This is a genomic window from Arthrobacter sp. StoSoilB5 (assembly GCF_019977235.1).
Lineage (GTDB): Bacteria > Actinomycetota > Actinomycetes > Actinomycetales > Micrococcaceae > Arthrobacter.
The window spans coordinates 2,233,286-2,251,105 of record NZ_AP024646.1; the positions used below are offsets into that span (position 1 = coordinate 2,233,286).

At 59.7% G+C, this 17,820-nt stretch carries 18 protein-coding genes; 10 read left to right on the plus strand and 8 right to left on the minus strand.

The annotated features are described in order from the left end of the window. Nucleotides 1-228 precede the first annotated feature (228 nt). The 7 genes from LDN75_RS10135 to LDN75_RS10170 all read left to right on the plus strand — a co-directional run bounded on the left by LDN75_RS10135 (nucleotide 229) and on the right by LDN75_RS10170 (nucleotide 5,071). Nucleotides 229-378, plus strand: a complete 150-nt coding sequence (locus tag LDN75_RS10135; RefSeq protein WP_223937150.1) for a hypothetical protein — start codon at nucleotides 229-231, stop codon at nucleotides 376-378. Between the two features lie 253 nt (nucleotides 379-631). Continuing rightward, nucleotides 632-2,788, plus strand: coding sequence for a glycogen debranching N-terminal domain-containing protein (locus LDN75_RS10140; RefSeq protein WP_223937151.1), 2,157 nt, complete (start codon nucleotides 632-634; stop codon nucleotides 2,786-2,788). A gap of 202 nt (nucleotides 2,789-2,990) precedes the next feature. Beyond that, complete coding sequence (locus LDN75_RS10145) at nucleotides 2,991-3,233, plus strand: helix-turn-helix domain-containing protein (protein ID WP_223937152.1); 243 nt, start codon at nucleotides 2,991-2,993, stop codon at nucleotides 3,231-3,233. A gap of 30 nt (nucleotides 3,234-3,263) precedes the next feature. Further along, nucleotides 3,264-3,512, plus strand: a complete 249-nt coding sequence (locus LDN75_RS10150) for a hypothetical protein (protein WP_223937153.1) — start codon at nucleotides 3,264-3,266, stop codon at nucleotides 3,510-3,512. Nucleotides 3,513-3,642: 130 nt separating this feature from the next. Further along, complete coding sequence (locus LDN75_RS10155) at nucleotides 3,643-3,975, plus strand: hypothetical protein (protein WP_223937154.1); 333 nt, start codon at nucleotides 3,643-3,645, stop codon at nucleotides 3,973-3,975. Further along, nucleotides 3,962-4,597 (plus strand): TetR/AcrR family transcriptional regulator, encoded by a 636-nt coding sequence (locus tag LDN75_RS10160; RefSeq protein ID WP_223937155.1) that lies wholly within the window; start codon nucleotides 3,962-3,964, stop codon nucleotides 4,595-4,597. The genes LDN75_RS10155 and LDN75_RS10160 overlap by 14 nt, the downstream gene beginning before the upstream one ends. A gap of 222 nt (nucleotides 4,598-4,819) precedes the next feature. Then, nucleotides 4,820-5,071 (plus strand): MmgE/PrpD family protein, encoded by a 252-nt coding sequence (locus LDN75_RS10170; RefSeq protein WP_223937157.1) that lies wholly within the window; start codon nucleotides 4,820-4,822, stop codon nucleotides 5,069-5,071. 605 nt (nucleotides 5,072-5,676) lie between these two features. Here the strand turns inward: LDN75_RS10170 and LDN75_RS10180 are convergent. The 7 genes from LDN75_RS10180 to LDN75_RS10210 form a co-directional block, all read right to left on the minus strand. After that, on the minus strand, nucleotides 5,677-6,234 hold the full coding sequence (locus LDN75_RS10180) for a recombinase family protein (protein ID WP_223937544.1): 558 nt from the start codon (nucleotides 6,232-6,234) through the stop codon (nucleotides 5,677-5,679). 924 nt (nucleotides 6,235-7,158) lie between these two features. Beyond that, nucleotides 7,159-8,010, minus strand: a complete 852-nt coding sequence (locus tag LDN75_RS10185) for a CPBP family intramembrane glutamic endopeptidase (protein WP_223937159.1) — start codon at nucleotides 8,008-8,010, stop codon at nucleotides 7,159-7,161. A 554-nt stretch (nucleotides 8,011-8,564) separates the two neighbouring features. Then, a complete protein-coding gene (locus tag LDN75_RS10190; RefSeq protein ID WP_223937160.1) occupies nucleotides 8,565-9,587 on the minus strand; it encodes a LacI family DNA-binding transcriptional regulator in 1,023 nt (340 codons plus the stop codon). A gap of 32 nt (nucleotides 9,588-9,619) precedes the next feature. After that, on the minus strand, nucleotides 9,620-10,801 hold the full coding sequence (locus LDN75_RS10195) for a glycoside hydrolase family 99-like domain-containing protein (RefSeq protein WP_223937161.1): 1,182 nt from the start codon (nucleotides 10,799-10,801) through the stop codon (nucleotides 9,620-9,622). Nucleotides 10,802-10,827: 26 nt separating this feature from the next. Continuing rightward, complete coding sequence (locus LDN75_RS10200) at nucleotides 10,828-11,616, minus strand: carbohydrate ABC transporter permease (protein ID WP_223937162.1); 789 nt, start codon at nucleotides 11,614-11,616, stop codon at nucleotides 10,828-10,830. A 2-nt stretch (nucleotides 11,617-11,618) separates the two neighbouring features. Then, nucleotides 11,619-12,575, minus strand: a complete 957-nt coding sequence (locus LDN75_RS10205; RefSeq protein ID WP_223937163.1) for a sugar ABC transporter permease — start codon at nucleotides 12,573-12,575, stop codon at nucleotides 11,619-11,621. A 62-nt stretch (nucleotides 12,576-12,637) separates the two neighbouring features. Next, nucleotides 12,638-13,951, minus strand: coding sequence for an ABC transporter substrate-binding protein (locus LDN75_RS10210; protein WP_223937164.1), 1,314 nt, complete (start codon nucleotides 13,949-13,951; stop codon nucleotides 12,638-12,640). A gap of 421 nt (nucleotides 13,952-14,372) precedes the next feature. Here LDN75_RS10210 and LDN75_RS10215 point away from each other — a divergent pair, with 421 nt between their 5' ends. Further along, nucleotides 14,373-14,792, plus strand: coding sequence for a hypothetical protein (locus LDN75_RS10215; protein ID WP_223937165.1), 420 nt, complete (start codon nucleotides 14,373-14,375; stop codon nucleotides 14,790-14,792). Then, nucleotides 14,789-14,980 (plus strand): hypothetical protein, encoded by a 192-nt coding sequence (locus LDN75_RS10220; protein ID WP_223937166.1) that lies wholly within the window; start codon nucleotides 14,789-14,791, stop codon nucleotides 14,978-14,980. Before LDN75_RS10215 ends, LDN75_RS10220 begins: the two co-directional genes overlap by 4 nt. Here LDN75_RS10220 and LDN75_RS10225 read toward each other — a convergent pair. Beyond that, a complete protein-coding gene (locus LDN75_RS10225; protein WP_223937167.1) occupies nucleotides 14,977-16,107 on the minus strand; it encodes a DUF2264 domain-containing protein in 1,131 nt (376 codons plus the stop codon). The genes LDN75_RS10220 and LDN75_RS10225 overlap by 4 nt on opposite strands. A 774-nt stretch (nucleotides 16,108-16,881) precedes the next feature. Between LDN75_RS10225 and LDN75_RS10230 the strand changes: the two genes are divergently transcribed. Then, nucleotides 16,882-17,757 (plus strand): alpha/beta hydrolase fold domain-containing protein, encoded by an 876-nt coding sequence (locus tag LDN75_RS10230; protein ID WP_223937168.1) that lies wholly within the window; start codon nucleotides 16,882-16,884, stop codon nucleotides 17,755-17,757. The last annotated feature ends 63 nt before the right edge of the window (nucleotides 17,758-17,820 follow it).

Genomic DNA, 17,820 nt, shown 5'->3' on the forward strand with positions numbered 1-17,820 from the left:
GCATCTGGACCCGCAAAGGACGTCAAGCCTCCAGAATCCGGTCGGATAACCAACTAGATCACCGAGCGGGACTGAAACTTCCTGCTGCTCTTCTCGTGGCAGGTTGCAAGGTCAATTATCGGCATTGGGCGCCTAAGAGGAGTGCGCTTCAACGCAGGCCCATACCTGATCGCCTGGAGAGGCCCAAGTGGTCACGTTCAGCAAGACGCGCCACCATGATCATCGAATTTGCTGGTCGTTCGTGGCGCTGGCGAACAGGACATCGGCCTTATCGGAACACCATACGGCATCGCGCGCGTCGCTCTGTTCTGGGCGAGCGATCTGTCCACCATCATGACCGGAAGCACGCTCCTCGAGGATGCGGGACAAGCCATTTGAGTCGTCCCCGGCTGGGCGGACCAATGAGCCATCGGCATCGCGGCAGGCCCGGGGGGAGATCCAACTCCACCTTCCGGACCTGTCCATCGCGTGGGCCTTAAAGAAGTTCTCTGCAGTGAGGTTCTCTCCTCAGATGAGGCTCTGGCATAGGAGAGCAAGCAAGCGTAGCGTCGAGTGAAGAATTGGCTGCCATGGCAGCGGCATGGGCGGCGGCATCAGGGTGCGCCGATTCGGATTTTGTGAGGGGACCGGGATGGCTGGATGGAATGCTGACACTGCGGCAGGGCCTCTGGGAGCAGGGACGGTGACTCTGGTAGAGGGAACCTCGTTCTCCATCTCATTGCAGAACGGGGACATACACCCCGAACTTCCACACGGTCTTTTCGTCCAAGACACCCGCATTCTGTCTTGCTGGAGTCTCACAATTAACGGCCACCCACTGGAGCCATTGGCTGCGGAGATGAAGGAGCCGTACAGGGCGCTATTTGCCTGCCGGGTTCCCCGCTCGGACAGGTACGCAGACAGCCCGCTGATTGTGGAGCGACTGCGAGAAGTCGGCGTGGGCATCCACGAGCAAGTAACCGTCGGGAACTACTCTTTAGACCCTGTCGATTGCGTGGTTTCCCTGACGGTTGGGGCGGATTTCGCGGATCTATTCGAGGTGAAGGAGGCGCGAGTCCAGCGGCACTGGGACCAAACCCGCCAGCAGGACGGCGACACACTATCGATCCGGGCTGTCTGGCAGGACGAAAGGAAGGGTGTCACCGTCCGAGCACCTGGAGCGGACATCGGCAGGGACACTCTCACATACAGTGTGACGGTCCCGCCGCACGGCGAATGGAGCACGGCCTTGACGGTGGTCCCCATCGTGGAGGGGGCGAGCTCTGAAGCCATATTTGTCCATGCCGATGAGGACGGTTTATCCCCCCGTGACCGGCGTCGGCGGGAATGGGTGGCCAAGATTCCGGTGGTGCAGGTGGGAAATCGCTCCATTGAACGAATTGGGCGTCGCAGCTACGACGACCTGGGTTCCCTTCGCATCGAGGATCCGAACAATCCGGACCGCGTCGTCGTGGCCGCCGGCGCACCGTGGTTTATGACCCTGTTTGGCCGTGATTCATTATGGGCCTCGGAGATGTCGATGCCGGTGGATCCCTCACTGGCCTTGGGCACGCTGCAAACGCTGGCGGACCGCCAGGGCAGCGTTGTCGAACCCATGAGCGAGGAAGAGCCGGGCAAGATCCTGCACGAAGTCCGGCTTGACGTCTCCAGCAGTTTGTCCCTGGGCGGAAAATCCGTCTATTACGGAAGTGTCGACGCGACGCCCCTCTTCCTGGTGGTCCTGGGGTCCGTCAGCCGGTGGGGTTTCGCCAAGGACGCGATCGCCGGGCTTTTACCGCACGCAGACCGGGCGCTGGCGTGGATCACCGATTACGGAGACAAGGACGGCGACGGCTTCGTCGAATACGAGCGACTCAATCCCAGCGGGCTCATCAACCAGGGCTGGAAGGACTCCTGGGACGGCATCAACTTCGCTGACGGACGACTCGCCGAACCCCCTATCGCCCTCTGTGAGGTGCAGGCCTACGTCTATGTCGCCTATCTCTCGAGGGCATGGATGGCTTATGACGCCGGCGATACGGATTTAGGGAACGAGTTGGCAGTTCGGGCTGCGCAGTTGAAGGAACAGTTCAACGAGCAGTTCTGGATGCCGGATCGCGGCTACTACGCGGTCGCCTTGGATGGCAAAAAGCGGCAGGTTGACGCATGCGCTTCCAACATGGGTCACTGCCTCTGGGCCGGAATCGTGGACAAGGACAAGGCGCCCCTGGTGGCGGGACGATTGATGGCCCCGCAAATGTTCAGTGGCTGGGGAGTGCGGACTCTGGCCAGCGACATGGGCGCCTACAACCCGGCGAGTTACCACAACGGCTCAGTCTGGCCCCATGACAATGCGATCCTTGCGGCCGGACTCCTTCGTTACGGTTTCGTTGAGGAAGCGCAGCGTATCGCTACGGCCCTGCACGAGGCTGCCGAATCTTTTGACGATCGGCTGCCTGAGCTGTTCTGCGGCTTCAGCCGGGAACGTTACGCCCGTCCAGTGCCCTATCCAACGGCTTGTTCACCGCAGGCCTGGGCAGCGACCACACCAATCTTCTTGGTGACCAGCCTGATGCGACTTGACACCCATGTTTCTCGGGGCGGCTTCTGGATGGATCCCGCTCTCCCGGAGTCCTACGGAGACCTTCACGTCACGAATGCACCCATGGCCGGTGGCCGGATCACCATCGACATCAAGGATTCAGTACCCTCAGTCCAGGGAATGCCTGAAGGGATGGTATTCCACCATGGGCGCAGGCCCTGGTTGGCAGATCTCGTGGAGCAAGCCGGTCGGGGTGAAATGGTCTAAAACTGAACTTCCTGTCGAGTTGCGCGCTTGTCCTGGCAGATACCCCGCACCGCATAGTGTCCTCAGCGATTTGTCTAACTCGGGAATCATTTGCTCGATATAACAACACTCATGGTGAACGTTTCGTATTGGATTGGTTACCATAGAGTCCAGACATGGCGGTACGAAGCGAACAGAGGCGCAGGGGCGACTCGATGCGACGATGACGTTGCTAGACGAACGTAGGTCCGGGGCGCTGACAGTCCAAAAGCTATCGATCGAACGCATTGCTCGCGAAGCCGGTATCAGCAAGACGACAATATATCGCTGGTGGCCAAGCAAGGCGGCAGTAGCGATCGACACCTTCTTGGAGAACCACATTGTTCGGACACCTGTGCGTGACAATATTCCAGCGATCGAAGCGCTTAGTGAGCACTTCGCATCCCTGGCCAAGATTTACTCGTGAAGGCCGCCTCATTTCGCAGTTGATTACGGAGTGCCGTACGACCCCGAGTCGATGGCGGAGTTCAAGGAACATTTCTGGCGGCATCGCCAGCAGACAGTTGCCGGGCTAATCCAACACGCCGCCGAGAAGGCGCGATCCGTGCCGACGTCGCGCCTGACACCGTCGCCGAACCCCTATATGCTCCCGATCTACTTCCGCGTTTTGCTTCACGCCGGCGCATTGGACGGCGATGTGATAACTAATTTGCTGAATGCTGCACTTGAAGGCGTTCGCCGCTAGCTGACCTGTCCGCGACGTTATCACCGCCGTAGCAATGGATCGACCGATGACAGATACCGGCGCTGTCTGACGCTCAACGGCCTTGAAAAGGCAGACAAGGACGTGCCTGCGCGGCCAAGGCTTTCATAACATGGGCTTCGCGTTCGTGCCGCCCTTCTCCGCTTGGCGACTGAAGTTGCAGGTGTCATTGTCGGGGGAGTTCCTTGAGCGCCTGCAGGAGATCGGCCCGACCGACCGCGTGTTTGCTGCCGGCGGCGATCTGGCACGCCCGACGGCCAGCGAGGACTCCCTGGCGGCGGTCGGTTCCGAAATCCTGCCGAATTATGACCGGCCGGAAGGAAATCGATATCGCCGGCTATCAGGAGAGCCGCCTGGGCTCGCAGTTCACCTTCCGCACGCAAGGATTGTGTACGTTTCGTATTGGTCGCCTAAAACGGTAAGGTTGACGTATGGCGATACGTAGCGAGCAGAGCCGCCGGGCGATTCTGGAAGCGACGATGAGGCTGCTTGATGAGTCTGGACCGGCTGCGGTCTCGGTGCAGAAGCTCTCGATCGAGCGTATCGCTCGCGAGGCCGGCGTCAGCAAGACAACAATCTATCGTTGGTGGCCGAGCAAGGCAGCTGTGGTTATCGACACGTTCCTGGATAATCACGTCGCGCGCACTCCGATTCGCGAGGATGTGCCCGCGATCGAGGCGGTTCGTGAGCATCTCGCCTCGCTGGCAGAGATTTATGCGGGCGGAGAGGGCCGGCTCGTGGCGCAACTCATCGCGGAGTGTCAGGACGATCCGGCAACCATGGTGGAATTCAAGGAGCGCTTCTGGACTCCCCGCTCGCGCGCAGTCATTCAGCTCGTCCGTCGAGCGATGGAAGAGGGGTCGATGCGCGGGGATCTCGATCCCGAACTCATGACGGAGTTGCTCTACTCTCCGATCTATTTCCGGCTACTGCTCCGGACCGGGGCCCTCGACGCCGAGGCAACCAAAGGCATCCTGCACACCGCCCTCGAGGGGCTCGCGGCCGGACGGTATGGCGTTCAACAGGCGTATGCCGAACATTCGGCGCAGCGGTGGCTGCCGGGGTGATACTTGGCCTGAACGAACAACAAATGACCAGTGCCATCGGTCTGGCAGGATCCTCCACCGGCGGGACCTGGTCGTTCATCGGTGATGGTGCCATGTCCAAGCGGATGCATGTCGGACGAGCGGCCGAGGCAGGCCTCAACAGTGCGCTCTTGGCCCACAAGGGTTTCACCGGACCACGAGACCTGTTCTCCGCTCCTTGGGGGGAGTTTCCTACGACTGTACGTGGACACCGAAGACATTGATGAGACCAATCTTCATGAAACCCTCGGACGGGAGTGGCAGATCGAGGTGGCTTCCATCAAGCCATATGCCACCTGCCGCAGCACGCATTCAGCCATGGACGCAGTCCTGGACGTGCGGGCACGAGGAACCATCAGCGCGGAGACGGTCACCGGCCTGACCGTGCACACGAGTGCACTTATTGCAGACATGTGCGGGAACCCGACACCGGTTCTCTCATCTCGATCCAGCTGAGCATGCAGTTCGCCCTCGCGGCTGCCTTGCTCCACGGGGAAGTTGGCCTGACACAGATCGCAGAATCCAGCAGGACCGACAAACGGATCCTTGACCTCATGAACAGAATCGACCGTGTGGTTGACCCCCTCCAGGAAGGTGGATCTGCCGAGCCACGCTTGGACATCCACACGGCCGAGCAGTCAGTGACAGTTCAAGCGGTACGTGCAAGGAGAGCCTGGACGAACCGGCTCAGCGATGACGAAACGTTCGCCAAGTTCGTGCGTCCTGGAGACACGCGCCTGTCTTCAGGCACCGCTGACGAGCTGATTCGCTTGGTCATGAATCTTGAGACCGCACGACGTTACTGCGCTGTCGGGACTGCTAACAACCGAAAACGAGCCAGCACTGTTGACATGAGACAGGGGCGCCATGGGGAGGAATTTCCGTGGCGCCCTTCCTTTTGGATCGTCTACCCGAGGCCCGCATCGGAATCGAGCGCCACGGGCAGCAGGAGGGGGTCTCCGTAGTAGTATTCGGGATAAATCGGGCGGATATGGGCACAGTGTGACCGGCGCGTCGTCAGCGAAGAGCTAGGCCGTGGACCCTGCGCGCTGGATCGCGCGCTAAACGGTGGAGCGGGCAACGCCGAAGAGTTCGGCGATCTCGGTCGTGGCGTGTTTGCCGCCCTGGTGGAGGCTCACGAGGTGGACTTCCTGCTTTTTGGAGAGCTTGTGCTGGCGACCTCGAAGCTTCCCGTTGACCTTCGCGACCGCCATGCCTTCGCGGGTCAGGGCACGGATGAGGTCGGATTCGAACTCGGTGACCATGCCTACGACGTTGAACAGCAGTTTGCCCACGGGGTCGTGCGGATCGTAGATGCTTCCGCCGACATTCAGGGTCACTCCCTTACGGGTGAGCTCGTCGGCGATGTCCCTCGCGTCCGGAAGCGAGCGGGCGAGGCGGTCGAGCTTGGTCACCACGAGTGTGTCGCCGTCACGGTACGCGGCCAGGGCCTCACCCACTCCGGGACGGTCGCGCTTGGTGCCGGTGAACCCGTGGTCGACGTGGATCGCATCGGGGTCCACGCCGGCGGCCAAGAGGGCATTGCGCTGGGCGGTGAGGTCTTGAGAGCTGGTCGAGCAGCGAGCGTGCCGATGAGGATGCTTTGGACTGTAGCGTATAAGGCCCCCCTTCGCCGGGCATTAATTCGGGCAGGGTATACGGGAATCCCGCGAGGGCGGAATCCCGCGGATCTGAACGGTGGCTCAAAGCTACCGGGAGGCGTCCGGTGGAGGACCCCGAACGGGACACGGTGCGGCGCCGGACCGTTTCGAAAATCGGTTCCCCGAGTTCCTTTTCCGGGGCCCTGAGCGCGCCAAAGGTGTCGGAGTTTCCCTCACCCTTGACAGAAGGTTCGGAGTGGCGAGCTTGACAGGGCTCAGCCCGTCAGCTCGTCGGCTGGCCTCACGATGAGGTCTCCTCCGGCAGTTGACGAAAGGCTGCGGCGAGAAGAGTGTCGATGTGCGCATTGCTCAACCGGCGGGCCTCTTCCGGGTTTCACCCAAATTCGGGGGAGCCGTTACCGCACCGCAGCATCCAGATCCCCTGCAGCGGTTCGGCTGGACCTCGTCGCCTTCACGCGGTCATGGCTTGCGAAGCATAGTGTCGTAGTGACGGACCCAGGCGAGTACCCACGATTGGCCGGCAGGTGGCAGCCACCACGAGCGCTGGTGGCATTCGTGTCGTTCGCTAGATAACCGGCGACTGTCCGCGCATGGGCGCTTTCGCCGCCGTCGTGCTTGGGAAGGTCCACGCCAATATGGTTGGTGTCCAGAGTGATGCACACAAGGCTTTCCTGGGGCCAGAAGCCCAGGAGATGAAACTGAGGACATCGGCAGGGGTTTTGTGCCCTTAGGTATCGGCGTGGTTCTAATACGGGGACCGCTGCTGGGCATGAGGGGCCGGAGTGCAACTTGGGGAACCGGCAACGATTCAAAAGTTCGCGAGGAAGTAAGCGGAGCGCCGAGCGAAGTTTTGGATTGGAACCCACCGACGGTCGAGATCTCCTCGACCGTTTCCCGCAATTGCGGGCCGCAGTCGCGGAGTCATCGGCCGAGGATAAGGGTAGTGAGTATTGCGGTGGAGGCGTCGCTGAGCCAGTGGACCGCCGTAGTGGCCAGAAGCCGGCGGCGCAGCAGCACGAAAGACGTCGTCAGGCCTGCGGTAATGAGCAGCGCGCCGAGAAACCGTGAGATGAGATAGGTCATGTCCAGGATGGAGGGGATCACCAGGTGCTGGGCACTCCAGAAAAATATGATGATTGCCGCCGCCTTCCAGGTTCTGCCGGTGCGGGTTTGAAGGCGTGGCAGTAGGAACCCGAGGTAGGTGATCTCTTCGGTGAAAGCCCACAGGAACGGCCAGACCGTGAAGCTATAGACGGCTGCCCAGCCCGGCAGGTGGATCGCGGTGACCTGGGGCGGAAGCGCTGCGGGCCCGTAGAAGGGGAGAGTGACCAGACTGGCGGCCGCGACGGCGGGCAGCAGGGCCAGTAGATAGAGCGGGATGGAACGCAGTTGCTGGCCCAGACTAGTCCGCGTAAAGCCGAAAGTGTCCCGGAGGCGCAGTCCCTCCCGCCTGAGCAGGAGTACCAGCAATCCCAGGCACCCTGCATCCGTGAGGGTACCGTAGACGGTCCACCAGCCCTGAGAGGATTCCCAAGGTGTCGGGTTGCCGGTGGACCACAGTACGGCAGCGGTGAATGCCTGAGCGAGGAAGGACAGAACACCCCTTGCAGGCAGAAACAACAGAACGGGCCACCACGACAAGTCCCTGTCCGAATACAGCACGCGGAGGGCGTCGGGCGTGTTTGGGTCCGACGGTCTTCTGCTTGTCGTGACTGCTTGTGCCGATCGCGGCTGCCCGCCGCCGGAATCCACGGCCCGCGGCTCGGTTGTCATGAACGGATCTCCGGTCTGCGGTTCCGGGGCTCGCCGCCGGGTCGTTTCGTTTCCATGGCCCCGGCGTGGGTGCATTCATCACGGCGCGGCGTTCGGGTCAGGTACACCAGTTTCCACTCTCGTCGTCTGCCAGGGAGGTGACTCTGCTAAGGGGCGAAGGCGGCGGGTGCAGTATGCGAAACCACCTGACCCGTCGCAGCGAATAATCCACGACAGTTCTGGACGGTTGCAGCGTCCGCCGGGGCGCGGCTGACCGATCGTATCTGTTAGGTGATCGAGGACGTGCAAACAGCGCATGAACGCTCAGCAACGCTTGAAGCCGCTTCACTCGCGATCGCCGCGACGTTGGGGTATCTGACGCGCAAACCCCGTCTTCGAGGTGCATTTCGACGTCGGCGATGGCTTCGGCCTCGACCCGGCGGGCTTTTCAGGGGATTGGGGGAGCGACGGTCGAGAATGCTGCTGCTTCCCGACTCTCGCGGCGGCGCCGTGAGAACACACCCGCAGTGACCAAGAAGCGCCCTAGACAGCCCCTATGTGGCTGCAGTTAGCTTTCAGAAAGGCCGCCCTGGCATCACTGTCGACTCGCGTACAACAAGTTCTGGGGTGAAACTGATTCGTCTGTTCGGAGCGTCGGGACTTTCGGATTTTGCAAAGAGCAACCTGGCGGCGGCCTCGCCAATTTCGTAGGCTGGTTGCTTGACTGTGGTGAGGGGAACTACGGCGAGTTGGGCGTCGCTGATGTCGTCGTATCCGACGATGGCGATGTCCGCGGGTATGGACCAGCCTTCGCGAGTGAGCCTATTGACGATTGCGATGGCGATCATGTCATTCCCGCAGAGGACTCCCGTCGGTCGCGGGTCCATCGCCGTGATGATATCGGCCAATGCGCTTCGTTCCCGGATGGTGCGGCCGGTGGCGTCGACACGAGTTAGAAGTGAGGGGTCCGCACCAGATTCCCGCAGGGCGAGCAGGGCCCCTTCATAGCGTGCCTGCAAGGCACGACTGCCGCCAGGTCCTCCTGCGAAAAGCACTCGCCTGTGGCCGAGGTCAAGGAGGTGCCTCATCGCCAGGTATCCGCCGTGGTGTTGATTGATCACAACCGACGATGTACTGAGGGTCATTCCTTCCTGGCCGACTACTACAACGGGTGTTTCCACATGTTCGAGTTCGCCGACATTTGGAGGATTCAGGGCGCCTGACGAGATGATGAGCCCGCCGACCCGCATCTCGGCAAGATCCCTCACATAGTGGCGTTGGCGTTCCTCATCTCCCGCGGTGTCGCAGTAGATGAGGAGATACCCCCGCGCGCGCGCGATATCTTCTACGCCCCGTGCAAGCTCGGCAAAGAACGGGTTGGCAGCATCAGGAACCAACAGTGCGAGGGTGTGCGTACGGTTACCATGCAACGACCGGACGGAGCGGTTTGGGACGAATTTCGTTTGCTTGATGGCAAGTTCTATCCGTGCCCGGGTAGCAGACGAGACAACTTTCGTACCGTTGAGGTAGTTCGACATCGTCCCCAGCGACACACCCGCAAGGGTGGCCACGTCCTTGATGGTGACGCTCTTCCCCATGATCCTGACTCCTCTGATATTAATCTGAAACCTCACGATAGCGCGGAACCGATTTCTTCCTTCTTCGGCTTGTGGTCGCTGCTGCCGAATACGTCCTTGATTGCTTCAAGGAAGCCGTGGCGGTGGAACGTGTCGGGAAGGAGCACAGAGCCCTCCGTCCATTCATTCCAAGCGTTGATAGTTACGACAGGGTGGGGGCTGTCGTGTCGATCAAGGAAAGCCTTGGCCTGCAGAAGACCTTCTTTGAACTCCTCGGGCGTCGGGTCCCAGACGGGTGTCCATGGGTATCGGCCCCGTTGGAAATCTTCTGTCTGCTGAGTTCTGGGCGACGGATCCCACCCGACAGTGACATTCGGGTAGAACGGTATATCCAACTGGGCGGCGTACTTCTCGTACTCAGCAAAGGCAGAGTCTCTTAACGGTGCGATTTCCGCCGCCGGGAATGAGAAGTGGGAAAGGTCCGCGTGGTGAACCCAGACATAGGATGTCGCTGAACGGAATCCGAGCTGGCGTACGAGGTCAATAGGGGCATGCGGCGCGGCACTCGTTGGTAGGACCTCGCCCTTCCACAACACGGCATTAAGGTGAATTCCCGGGAACCCTGCCTGCTTCACGTGATCATCGAACCAAGTCAAAGCCTCGACTGCCTGCGTCGTGCCTCCCATTCCGACTACGAAATTAGCAAGGTCATAAATCGTGAACCACGGTCTTCCCTCGACAGTGAGGTAATTTGGCTTGCTCAGATAGGCAGGGATGATGTGCCGGACCATCTCTTCGAACGACTCCCTATCAATAGCACCATTCTTGAGACGGGTGGCCTGGGCGTTGCCAGGGTGGTCGTGCGGGAAGATATCGACAAGTTCGTGATTCGCCCACATCAGGGCGAACTCGATGTCTCGGCTGTTGCCAGCTGCCAGAAGTCCCTCATCCAGCGCCCGCTGAAGGTAAGGACCGTCGTCGTACCAGTAGTAGTCGACCAGGAAACCATCCACGCCATAGTTCCGCGCAAGCTCAATCTGCGCTGACGCGGCGGCCGGAGTTGCTTCATCGAACGGACCATCCAGGGGCATCCTGGGCTGGCGGTGTCCTTGGAATCGTGAGCCGGCAGATTCGAGGAGCGACCATTCGTCCCATCCTTGACCGAACCACTCGGCGTTTCGCGGATCATGGTGCCAGTCGGGGAAGTAGTAAGCCAGGATCGTGGGGCGTGGCACGGATTGTTCTCCTTTGGGGACGGTGGCTATTTGACGGCTCCGGCGGAAACGCCGGCTCGGAAGTTCTTTTGCAAAACAATGAAAACGATGACTATCGGTATCGAAATGAGAATGTTGGCCGCGAAGAGCTTGGGCGTATCAACGAGTCGCTCACCTTGGAAATATGTTGGGACTTGAGTCAGGACCTGCAGGTCCGTGGACTGGATGAATATGAGGGGAAACAAGTACTCGTTCCAGGCTGCGAGAAAAGTGAATATCGCGATAACCGACAGGATCGGGCGGCACACAGGGACAAGTATTCTCCAGAAGAACTGCCATGAATTGGCACCATCGAGTCGGCCGGCTTCATAGAGTTCGGCTGGTAAACCACGAATATAGTTGGTTCCGACAAGCACCCCGAACGGAATCGAGACCACTGTGAGCGGTACTATGACCGACCAGTAGGTGTTCAGTAGGCCCGCTGCCTGGACCGCGTAGTAGAGGGGAACTACCAGAGCGATGCCGGGGAGCGCCAGCCCAGCCAAGATGATGGTGAAACCAGTCCGGGTACCCCTGGGACGGAGTATGGCAAAGGAGTATGAAGCGGTAAGCGCAAAGTACATCACCAGCACCACCGTGGACACGGACACAATGAGGCTATTGAGGAAGAAACGCAGGAATGGAGTCGTCGAGAAGACGATCCAGTAGTTGCCGAGGCCTCGCCCGGTCAAGGACTGTTGAACGATCAACCAGATCGGTATGGCAAGAATGACGATGGCGAGGACGATGAGCATCTGGCTCAGTATCCTGCCTGCGAGCTTCTGGAAACGAAACACGCCTACCTCGATTCCCTAGTTGAGAGCCTGACCTGCAGTACCGCAAAAAGCAGCGCGATAAGGACGAGAACAATCGATACGGCTGCTCCCACCCCTGCGTGGAACTGCGAGATGACCTGTTGATAGATGTATCCGGTGAGTACCTGGGTTGTGGTGCCGGGCCCACCGCCGGTGGTCAGGAACACCAGGTCAAACACCTTCAGTGAACTGATGAATCCCAGGACCACGAGAACTACATGTGAGCCGCTGAGCATCGGGAGCACGACCAATCGCACAAGTTGCCCGGTGGAAGCACCATCGATGCGTGCGGCCTCGAAGATAGCGCTGTCGATTTGGCCGAGGGCAGCGTCATAGATGAGGAAGCTGTAACCGGTGTACTGCCAGATATTGATCGCCATGATGGTCATCAACGCGGTTTTCGGGTCCGCCAGCCAAGGCTGCTCGAAACCAGAAAAGCCGAATGAGTCCAGGAACTGGTTGAACGCTCCGTCAGGCGTGAGAAGAAAGCGGAACGACGTCGCAACTACCGCCGGGGCCAGGACGACGGGGACGAACACCAATGTGCGCAGGACGGTTCGAAGCCGGGTTTGGGTTCGGACCAGCACCGCAAGCCCTAGGCCCAGCAGCATCTGGACGGTAACGGTTACAACGGCAAAGACGAAAGTGTTCCCGAGAGATTGCCAGAACTCAGGGTCGCTGGTAACTGTCGTGTAGTTGTCGATGCCGACGAACGTGGTGGGGTCTCCGACACCTGACCAATCGAACAGTGAATAGTAGCCATTTGCTGCGATTCCAAAATGAACGACGCCGATAACCAGGATGAGGGCCGGCAGAGCCCACAGATAGACGGTGATCTGACCACGGCGACGCCGATGAGGTGTGGACGGCCCGCGAGTCGCGGCCTTCTGGAAGCTTGCTGCTGCGGGGGCAGTCTTGCCCTCAAGTTGCTTGCTCATCATTCTTTCTTTCCTGCGGTGGGGAAGGCTGAACCAGCAGCCGTCCATTTACCGTCTGATGAGGGCTACCGCTTGGTTTTGTCGGAAGCCGTTTGGATCTGCGTCAGCGCATCTGCCGGACTTGTGGTCCCTGCGGCAACCCCTGAAAGCGCCTGGCCTATCGCAGCGGACAGATCGCCGTAGGGGATTTGCCGCAGGCCGACGAGCTGCGAGACGCCGGCCTGCTGGCCTTCGATGTCAGCGACCTGGCTGGGATCGATGACGTCGGAAGTCGACACCTTGATGGACTTGATGGCGGGGATGTTGCCTGCGGCGGCCTGAATGTTCTGGCCATCGCCGACTGTGAGGAACTCAAGCAATTTGAATGCAGCGTCCTGTTTTTGGGATTTGGCAGAGACAGAATAGCCGTTGTCTGGCCCACCAAACAGTTGCGTCGGTGTGCCACCAGCGATCGGTGCGGGGAACGGTGCGCTCCGGAACAGCCCGTCGATCTTAGCGGTGACGGTGTCCTGGATCTGGGCCTGCCCCGTCTTGGTCATCGTCGCCGGGGTGTTCCAGGTTCCCAAGGCAATGAACGCGGCTTTGTTCCCCAGAAATGTTGTCTGGGCGTCCGGGTACTCACTCGCGGCAGTGGCGCCTGGCGCGATGATGCCGCTGGTGAACAGTTCGGACCAGGCATCCATGGCCTGCTTGAAAGACACCCCGGTCCAAGAAGTCTTTCCACTAATCGCTTCATACACTTTTCCTGGAGCAATGCTGTTGATTAGTGAGAGGAAGACGTCCGTGTTCGCCCAGGCGTCCTTTGCCCCTTGGGCGAGGCAGTCGACTTTGTTCGCCCGCAAGGTCTGACAGACCTTCTTCCATTCTGAGAAGTCTTTCGGAACGCTCAGACCATACCTATCCAAAATCGTTTTGTTGTAGTAGACGAGGCCGGCCGCCGACATATAGGACGGGAGGGCAACCTGCTTGCCATTGAGCTTGAGCTGGTCGAGTCCGGCCGGGTTGAACTTGGATGCCCAGTCCGGACCTGCGTCCTTGGCTATGTGAGTGTCGACCGGTACAGCCAAAGGTCCGAATGTTCCCACCAGGTCACCGGGCTGCAGTTGGAACACGTCCGGGCCATCGGAAGAGGAGAGGCCGGGTCGCAGTGCTGTCAGGTAGTTCGTGTAGTCGAAATTCTTGTAGGTGACCTTGATCCCGGGGTTCTGAGTCTCGAACTCGTGGATTATTTGATCCTTGTTGACGATGTTCCAGCCCCACCAGGTGAGCGAAACAGTCCCGCTCGGCTGGGATGGTGAGGTAGAACATCCAGCGAGTGCAGTCAAGACGAGGGCCGCGGCGGCGAGAAGTGCCGCCGGAGTCTTTGAGGTACGACGCATGTCAAGCTCCTTTGCATGACTAAGAGGATGCGAAATTGAATCATTTCAATACGAAAACCATAGCCCTCCTCAGAACATGGGTCAATACTCAGTTGGGACTGGTGAAATATTTCAATTCCGTCGGAACGAAGGAAGCAAACGAAAAGTCCTGCCGGTGCTGGTGTTGAATCTCTCTGCGGCGTCTGGTTCTGCCTCTCCGGGACAGCTTGGTTGAGGCGATCCAGGATCTGGGATTCCTTCCGCTGGGGTGGGGTGGTCGCGTCAAGGCGGAAGGAATGCGGCTACCAGCTGATCAAGGACACTCTGGTCGCTGGTCCTGTGGAGGTCCTCTGGTCCAAGTGCCGCTGGTATTGAGAGGAACCGGCGCGCGTGCGCTCCTTCCAGGACCCCGAATCGAAGGGCTGGATGCGTTCTCGCGTGGATGACCACGATTCGAAAGACCCTCGACTCGGTCCACGTGCTTGGCGCCGCGGACGGCCGGGACCGCGCGGGCGGCGAGGAGTGGCTCTTCGCCCGGACTCTGGCCTGGCGGCTGGCCATGCAACTTGTGGCGAACGAACCGTCGGCGGCGTTGGCCAACCAGGCCGTGATCGCGAGACGACAGAACCTCTCCGAACAGGTCAAGGGGCTGGCCGAAATGTTGCTGCGCATCGGCTCCATGGAGGACGCTGCGACGGCGCAGAGCGAATTCGAGGAACTTGTCAAGGCAGCCGCCCAACCCCGAGAGACGAACCGGCCCTACCGCACCGTCAGCAAGTGGTGGAAAGAGATCGAGATACTGAAAATTACCGGCGCGACGACGGTTATTCTCTTGAGAAGTGCCGTACAGATGGCAGCATGACACTCATCCTGGGAATCCTTTTCCCCACGAACCACCAAGAACCAAGCGGCCTGGTGGTGTTGGGCAACATCGGTCAGGACGAAGTCAAAGAAACCCGGTGCGTCGATTTCTTCCAAGAGCAGCAGGTTCTGGGCACCCTTTCCCTACTGAACACGCCCTCAGCGATGTGTCATGAAACCCCGGACTAGTGCGTCGAGAAGGGCTCACCGGCCCAGGCCCGTTTTGCAGTCCAATCCGTTTCGCCCTGCCAGAAGCGGTGCTCTGGCGGCAGGCCGAGAGGCAGAAACACCGTAGCGCATAGGTACAAACTTCCTGTAGAGATGTATGCCTCGCCGATACCCGGCTGATCGCCGCAAAACCCGATCCGCAGCCAGCCGTCCGGGTCAAAGGTTCCCGGGGCTTCTATCATCCGGCGGATCACTGCCGTCAGCGCGCATCTAACCTGGTTGGGTGCGATCTCCTCTGGAAGAAAACCTTGCAGAACAGCCTGGGACAATAGTTGAAATGCACCGAACCGGTAAGCAAGCGATCGCCCTATCGGAGGGAAGGTGCCTTCCGGAGAAATCAGTCGCTCCTGCTGGGCCGAGTGCCGTGCCGCACGGCGAACTACGTCAGCCGTCATCTGCTCCCAATCCGGCGATTGCGTTCCCATTGTTTGCAAAATATCAACCATCATGGGCTGAATGACAAAGCTGTTATAGTAATCCCAGTGAAATTCCGGCCCATCCCCATAGACTCCATCCCCTAAATACCATTCTTGATGCTTACGCAGGGCATAATCGATCCGCATCGGATCCCACTCTTCGCCAAGCATGGACAGGGCCGTCTCCGTCATGGCTCCGAACAGCAGCCAGTTGTTATAGGCAGGTTTTCTCGACCTAGTAGCTCTCAAGCAATCGGCTACATTTTGTTTCACGCGTCCTTCAAGCTCACCAAGCAGTTCCTTTGGTGCCCGGACCATGGCGTGAGACAGGAAGGCAGCGTCGACGACAGGCTGATGACCGTGCGCAAAATTCATAAAGTCCGGCGACGACGGGTCAGTGGCAGAATCAATGGCTTCTCTCGCCAGACGTGCCATCTCGCTGCGGAGTTCCTCTTCTTCGCCGGATAATCCCGTCTGTTCCAGCCAAGGCGCCATCCCGGCCAGTAACCGTCCGAGCGCTTGCAGGTAGGTGTACTCGCCACGATCGTCCCCCATGCCTTGGACGGGCATCCGCTCCTTCAACCTGCGTTCGGCCAATGCACTCAGCACCGGCTTGCCGATTTGCAACATCCACTCCAGCCATTGATCACGGTTCGTTGTTGCATGAGCCATCTTTGTGTTCTCCTACTTTCCGGAATACATCCAGTAACACTTCCAGTAGCGGCGTTTGGCCGGTGGAGCCGGGAATTAGTTCCAGGCGTCCCTACATTTTCCGTAGCTCCTCACCGAACGCCAGGGCGATATGATGGCCGTGAACTTAAGCAAAGTCAGCACATCTTCTCCATCGTCGTGGTCTTCTCGCCGCCCACCCCGTCGCCGCCGTGAAACATGAGACCCACGCTGGCATTCAGTTGCCTGACGTTTGTATTGGCCCGAACGCCGCAACTCCCACATTATTGGCGGATTACCGCTTACGGAACGAGTGAGGTTGTGCCAAAGTGGGACAAAGTTGACCTCCCGCAGAACTGGGCACCAGAAGCCGGAGGGTTTGCTCCGCAACGGAAATCTGTGGGATGTCTTCCGCAAGCTACAAGAAGCGTGGCCAAAAGGGAAGCTCCTGAATCGGAGTCAGACAAGTCGGTTGCGCGCAAGCGGAGGACAGCTGGTCCCCGTCGTCGCGTCCGACATGTTCGAGGTCTCCGGAGGCCAGAGGATGGCCGCGCTGATCGCCGCGCTAACGGAACGCGACATGGCTAACGCAAATGGCGCGGTCGAGCATGGGGAACAAGATCACGAAATCATAGAGTCGCTCGCAGCCTGCCTTAATGACCCTCACACTTCCCGCTGGCCGCTGTCTGCTATTCGTGCCATTGACAATCCTATTTCCGCATCCTAGGGTTCATTCTGAATCGATTCATAAATCGCTGTAAGCAGATATGGACCCCAATGTCGGAAGCCCAAAACCGTCTTGCCTCGAAAGTGGGAGACGCCACGGATCACATCGTGGATGGCCGCGAAGGACCTGTCCGAGTGCGTGTCTACCCCGGAGTAACGAATCCCCTCGACCACGTTCGTGCGCCGGAAGGCGCGGGGCTCGTCTGGGTACACGGCGGTGGTTTCACTCATGGAACCCTGGAGTGGCCGGAAGCGGATTACACTGCAAGGGCGTTCGCTGCCCGTGGAGTGACTGTGGTTAGCGTGGACTATAGACTGTGCGGGAATGGCGTCCATTGGCCCGCGCCCTCCGACGATGTCCTGGACGCATGGGCTTGGACACTGGATAACGCGCCAGAACTCGCCATCGATTCCACAAGGCTGGTGCTCGGCGGGGCAAGTGCCGGCGGAAACCTCGTAGCTGGAGTAATGCTGCGGCTGATTGAGGCCGCGGGCCCTCAGAATGCGATCCCAGTTGGCGCGTTCCTCGCCTATCCAACGCTTCACGCCGTGCAGCCTCCCACGCCTTCGGATATCACATCCCTGTTGGCCGGATTGGCGGATCCCGAAGTTTTTTCTCCCCGGAGTGTGCTCAGAATGTATGAGAATTTCCTGGGAGGGCCTGCCTCCGACGGTCCAGCAGCAGCCATTCCAGGCATCGCCGCAATTGAACAACTCCGGGGATTCCCTCGGACCATAATGATCAACAACGAAGCCGATGAACTCCGAGTATCCGGTGAGGCCTTCGCCTCAAACCTTGCCGAAGCAGGGACATCGATAGAAGTAATTACAGAACCTGGAACCGAACACGGTCATCTGAACCGTCCGGAGGACGGCATAGCCGAGCGCAGCATCGACCGTGTGGTTGAGTGGCTTAACCGGCAGTAGGCAACGCCGAGCGTGTGCCGTCTGCTCTCGCTGAAGCTAGGGATGGCGGGCCCCAGAGGTCCA

Bases quoted from the DNA above. Each gene is read 5' to 3' on its own strand.
- LDN75_RS10210 (WP_223937164.1), bottom strand. From the start codon at position 13,951: ATGCGTCGTACCTCAAAGACTCCGGCGGCACTTCTCGCCGCCGCGGCC.
- LDN75_RS10220 (WP_223937166.1), top strand. From the start codon at position 14,789: ATGACACTCATCCTGGGAATCCTTTTCCCCACGAACCACCAAGAACCA.
- LDN75_RS10140 (WP_223937151.1), top strand. From the start codon at position 632: ATGGCTGGATGGAATGCTGACACTGCGGCAGGGCCTCTGGGAGCAGGG.
- LDN75_RS10215 (WP_223937165.1), top strand. From the start codon at position 14,373: ATGACCACGATTCGAAAGACCCTCGACTCGGTCCACGTGCTTGGCGCC.
- LDN75_RS10155 (WP_223937154.1), top strand. From the start codon at position 3,643: ATGGGCTTCGCGTTCGTGCCGCCCTTCTCCGCTTGGCGACTGAAGTTG.
- LDN75_RS10145 (WP_223937152.1), top strand. From the start codon at position 2,991: ATGACGTTGCTAGACGAACGTAGGTCCGGGGCGCTGACAGTCCAAAAG.
- LDN75_RS10160 (WP_223937155.1), top strand. From the start codon at position 3,962: ATGGCGATACGTAGCGAGCAGAGCCGCCGGGCGATTCTGGAAGCGACG.
- LDN75_RS10190 (WP_223937160.1), bottom strand. From the start codon at position 9,587: ATGGGGAAGAGCGTCACCATCAAGGACGTGGCCACCCTTGCGGGTGTG.
- LDN75_RS10205 (WP_223937163.1), bottom strand. From the start codon at position 12,575: ATGATGAGCAAGCAACTTGAGGGCAAGACTGCCCCCGCAGCAGCAAGC.
- LDN75_RS10230 (WP_223937168.1), top strand. From the start codon at position 16,882: ATGTCGGAAGCCCAAAACCGTCTTGCCTCGAAAGTGGGAGACGCCACG.
- LDN75_RS10185 (WP_223937159.1), bottom strand. From the start codon at position 8,010: ATGACAACCGAGCCGCGGGCCGTGGATTCCGGCGGCGGGCAGCCGCGA.
- LDN75_RS10225 (WP_223937167.1), bottom strand. From the start codon at position 16,107: ATGGCTCATGCAACAACGAACCGTGATCAATGGCTGGAGTGGATGTTG.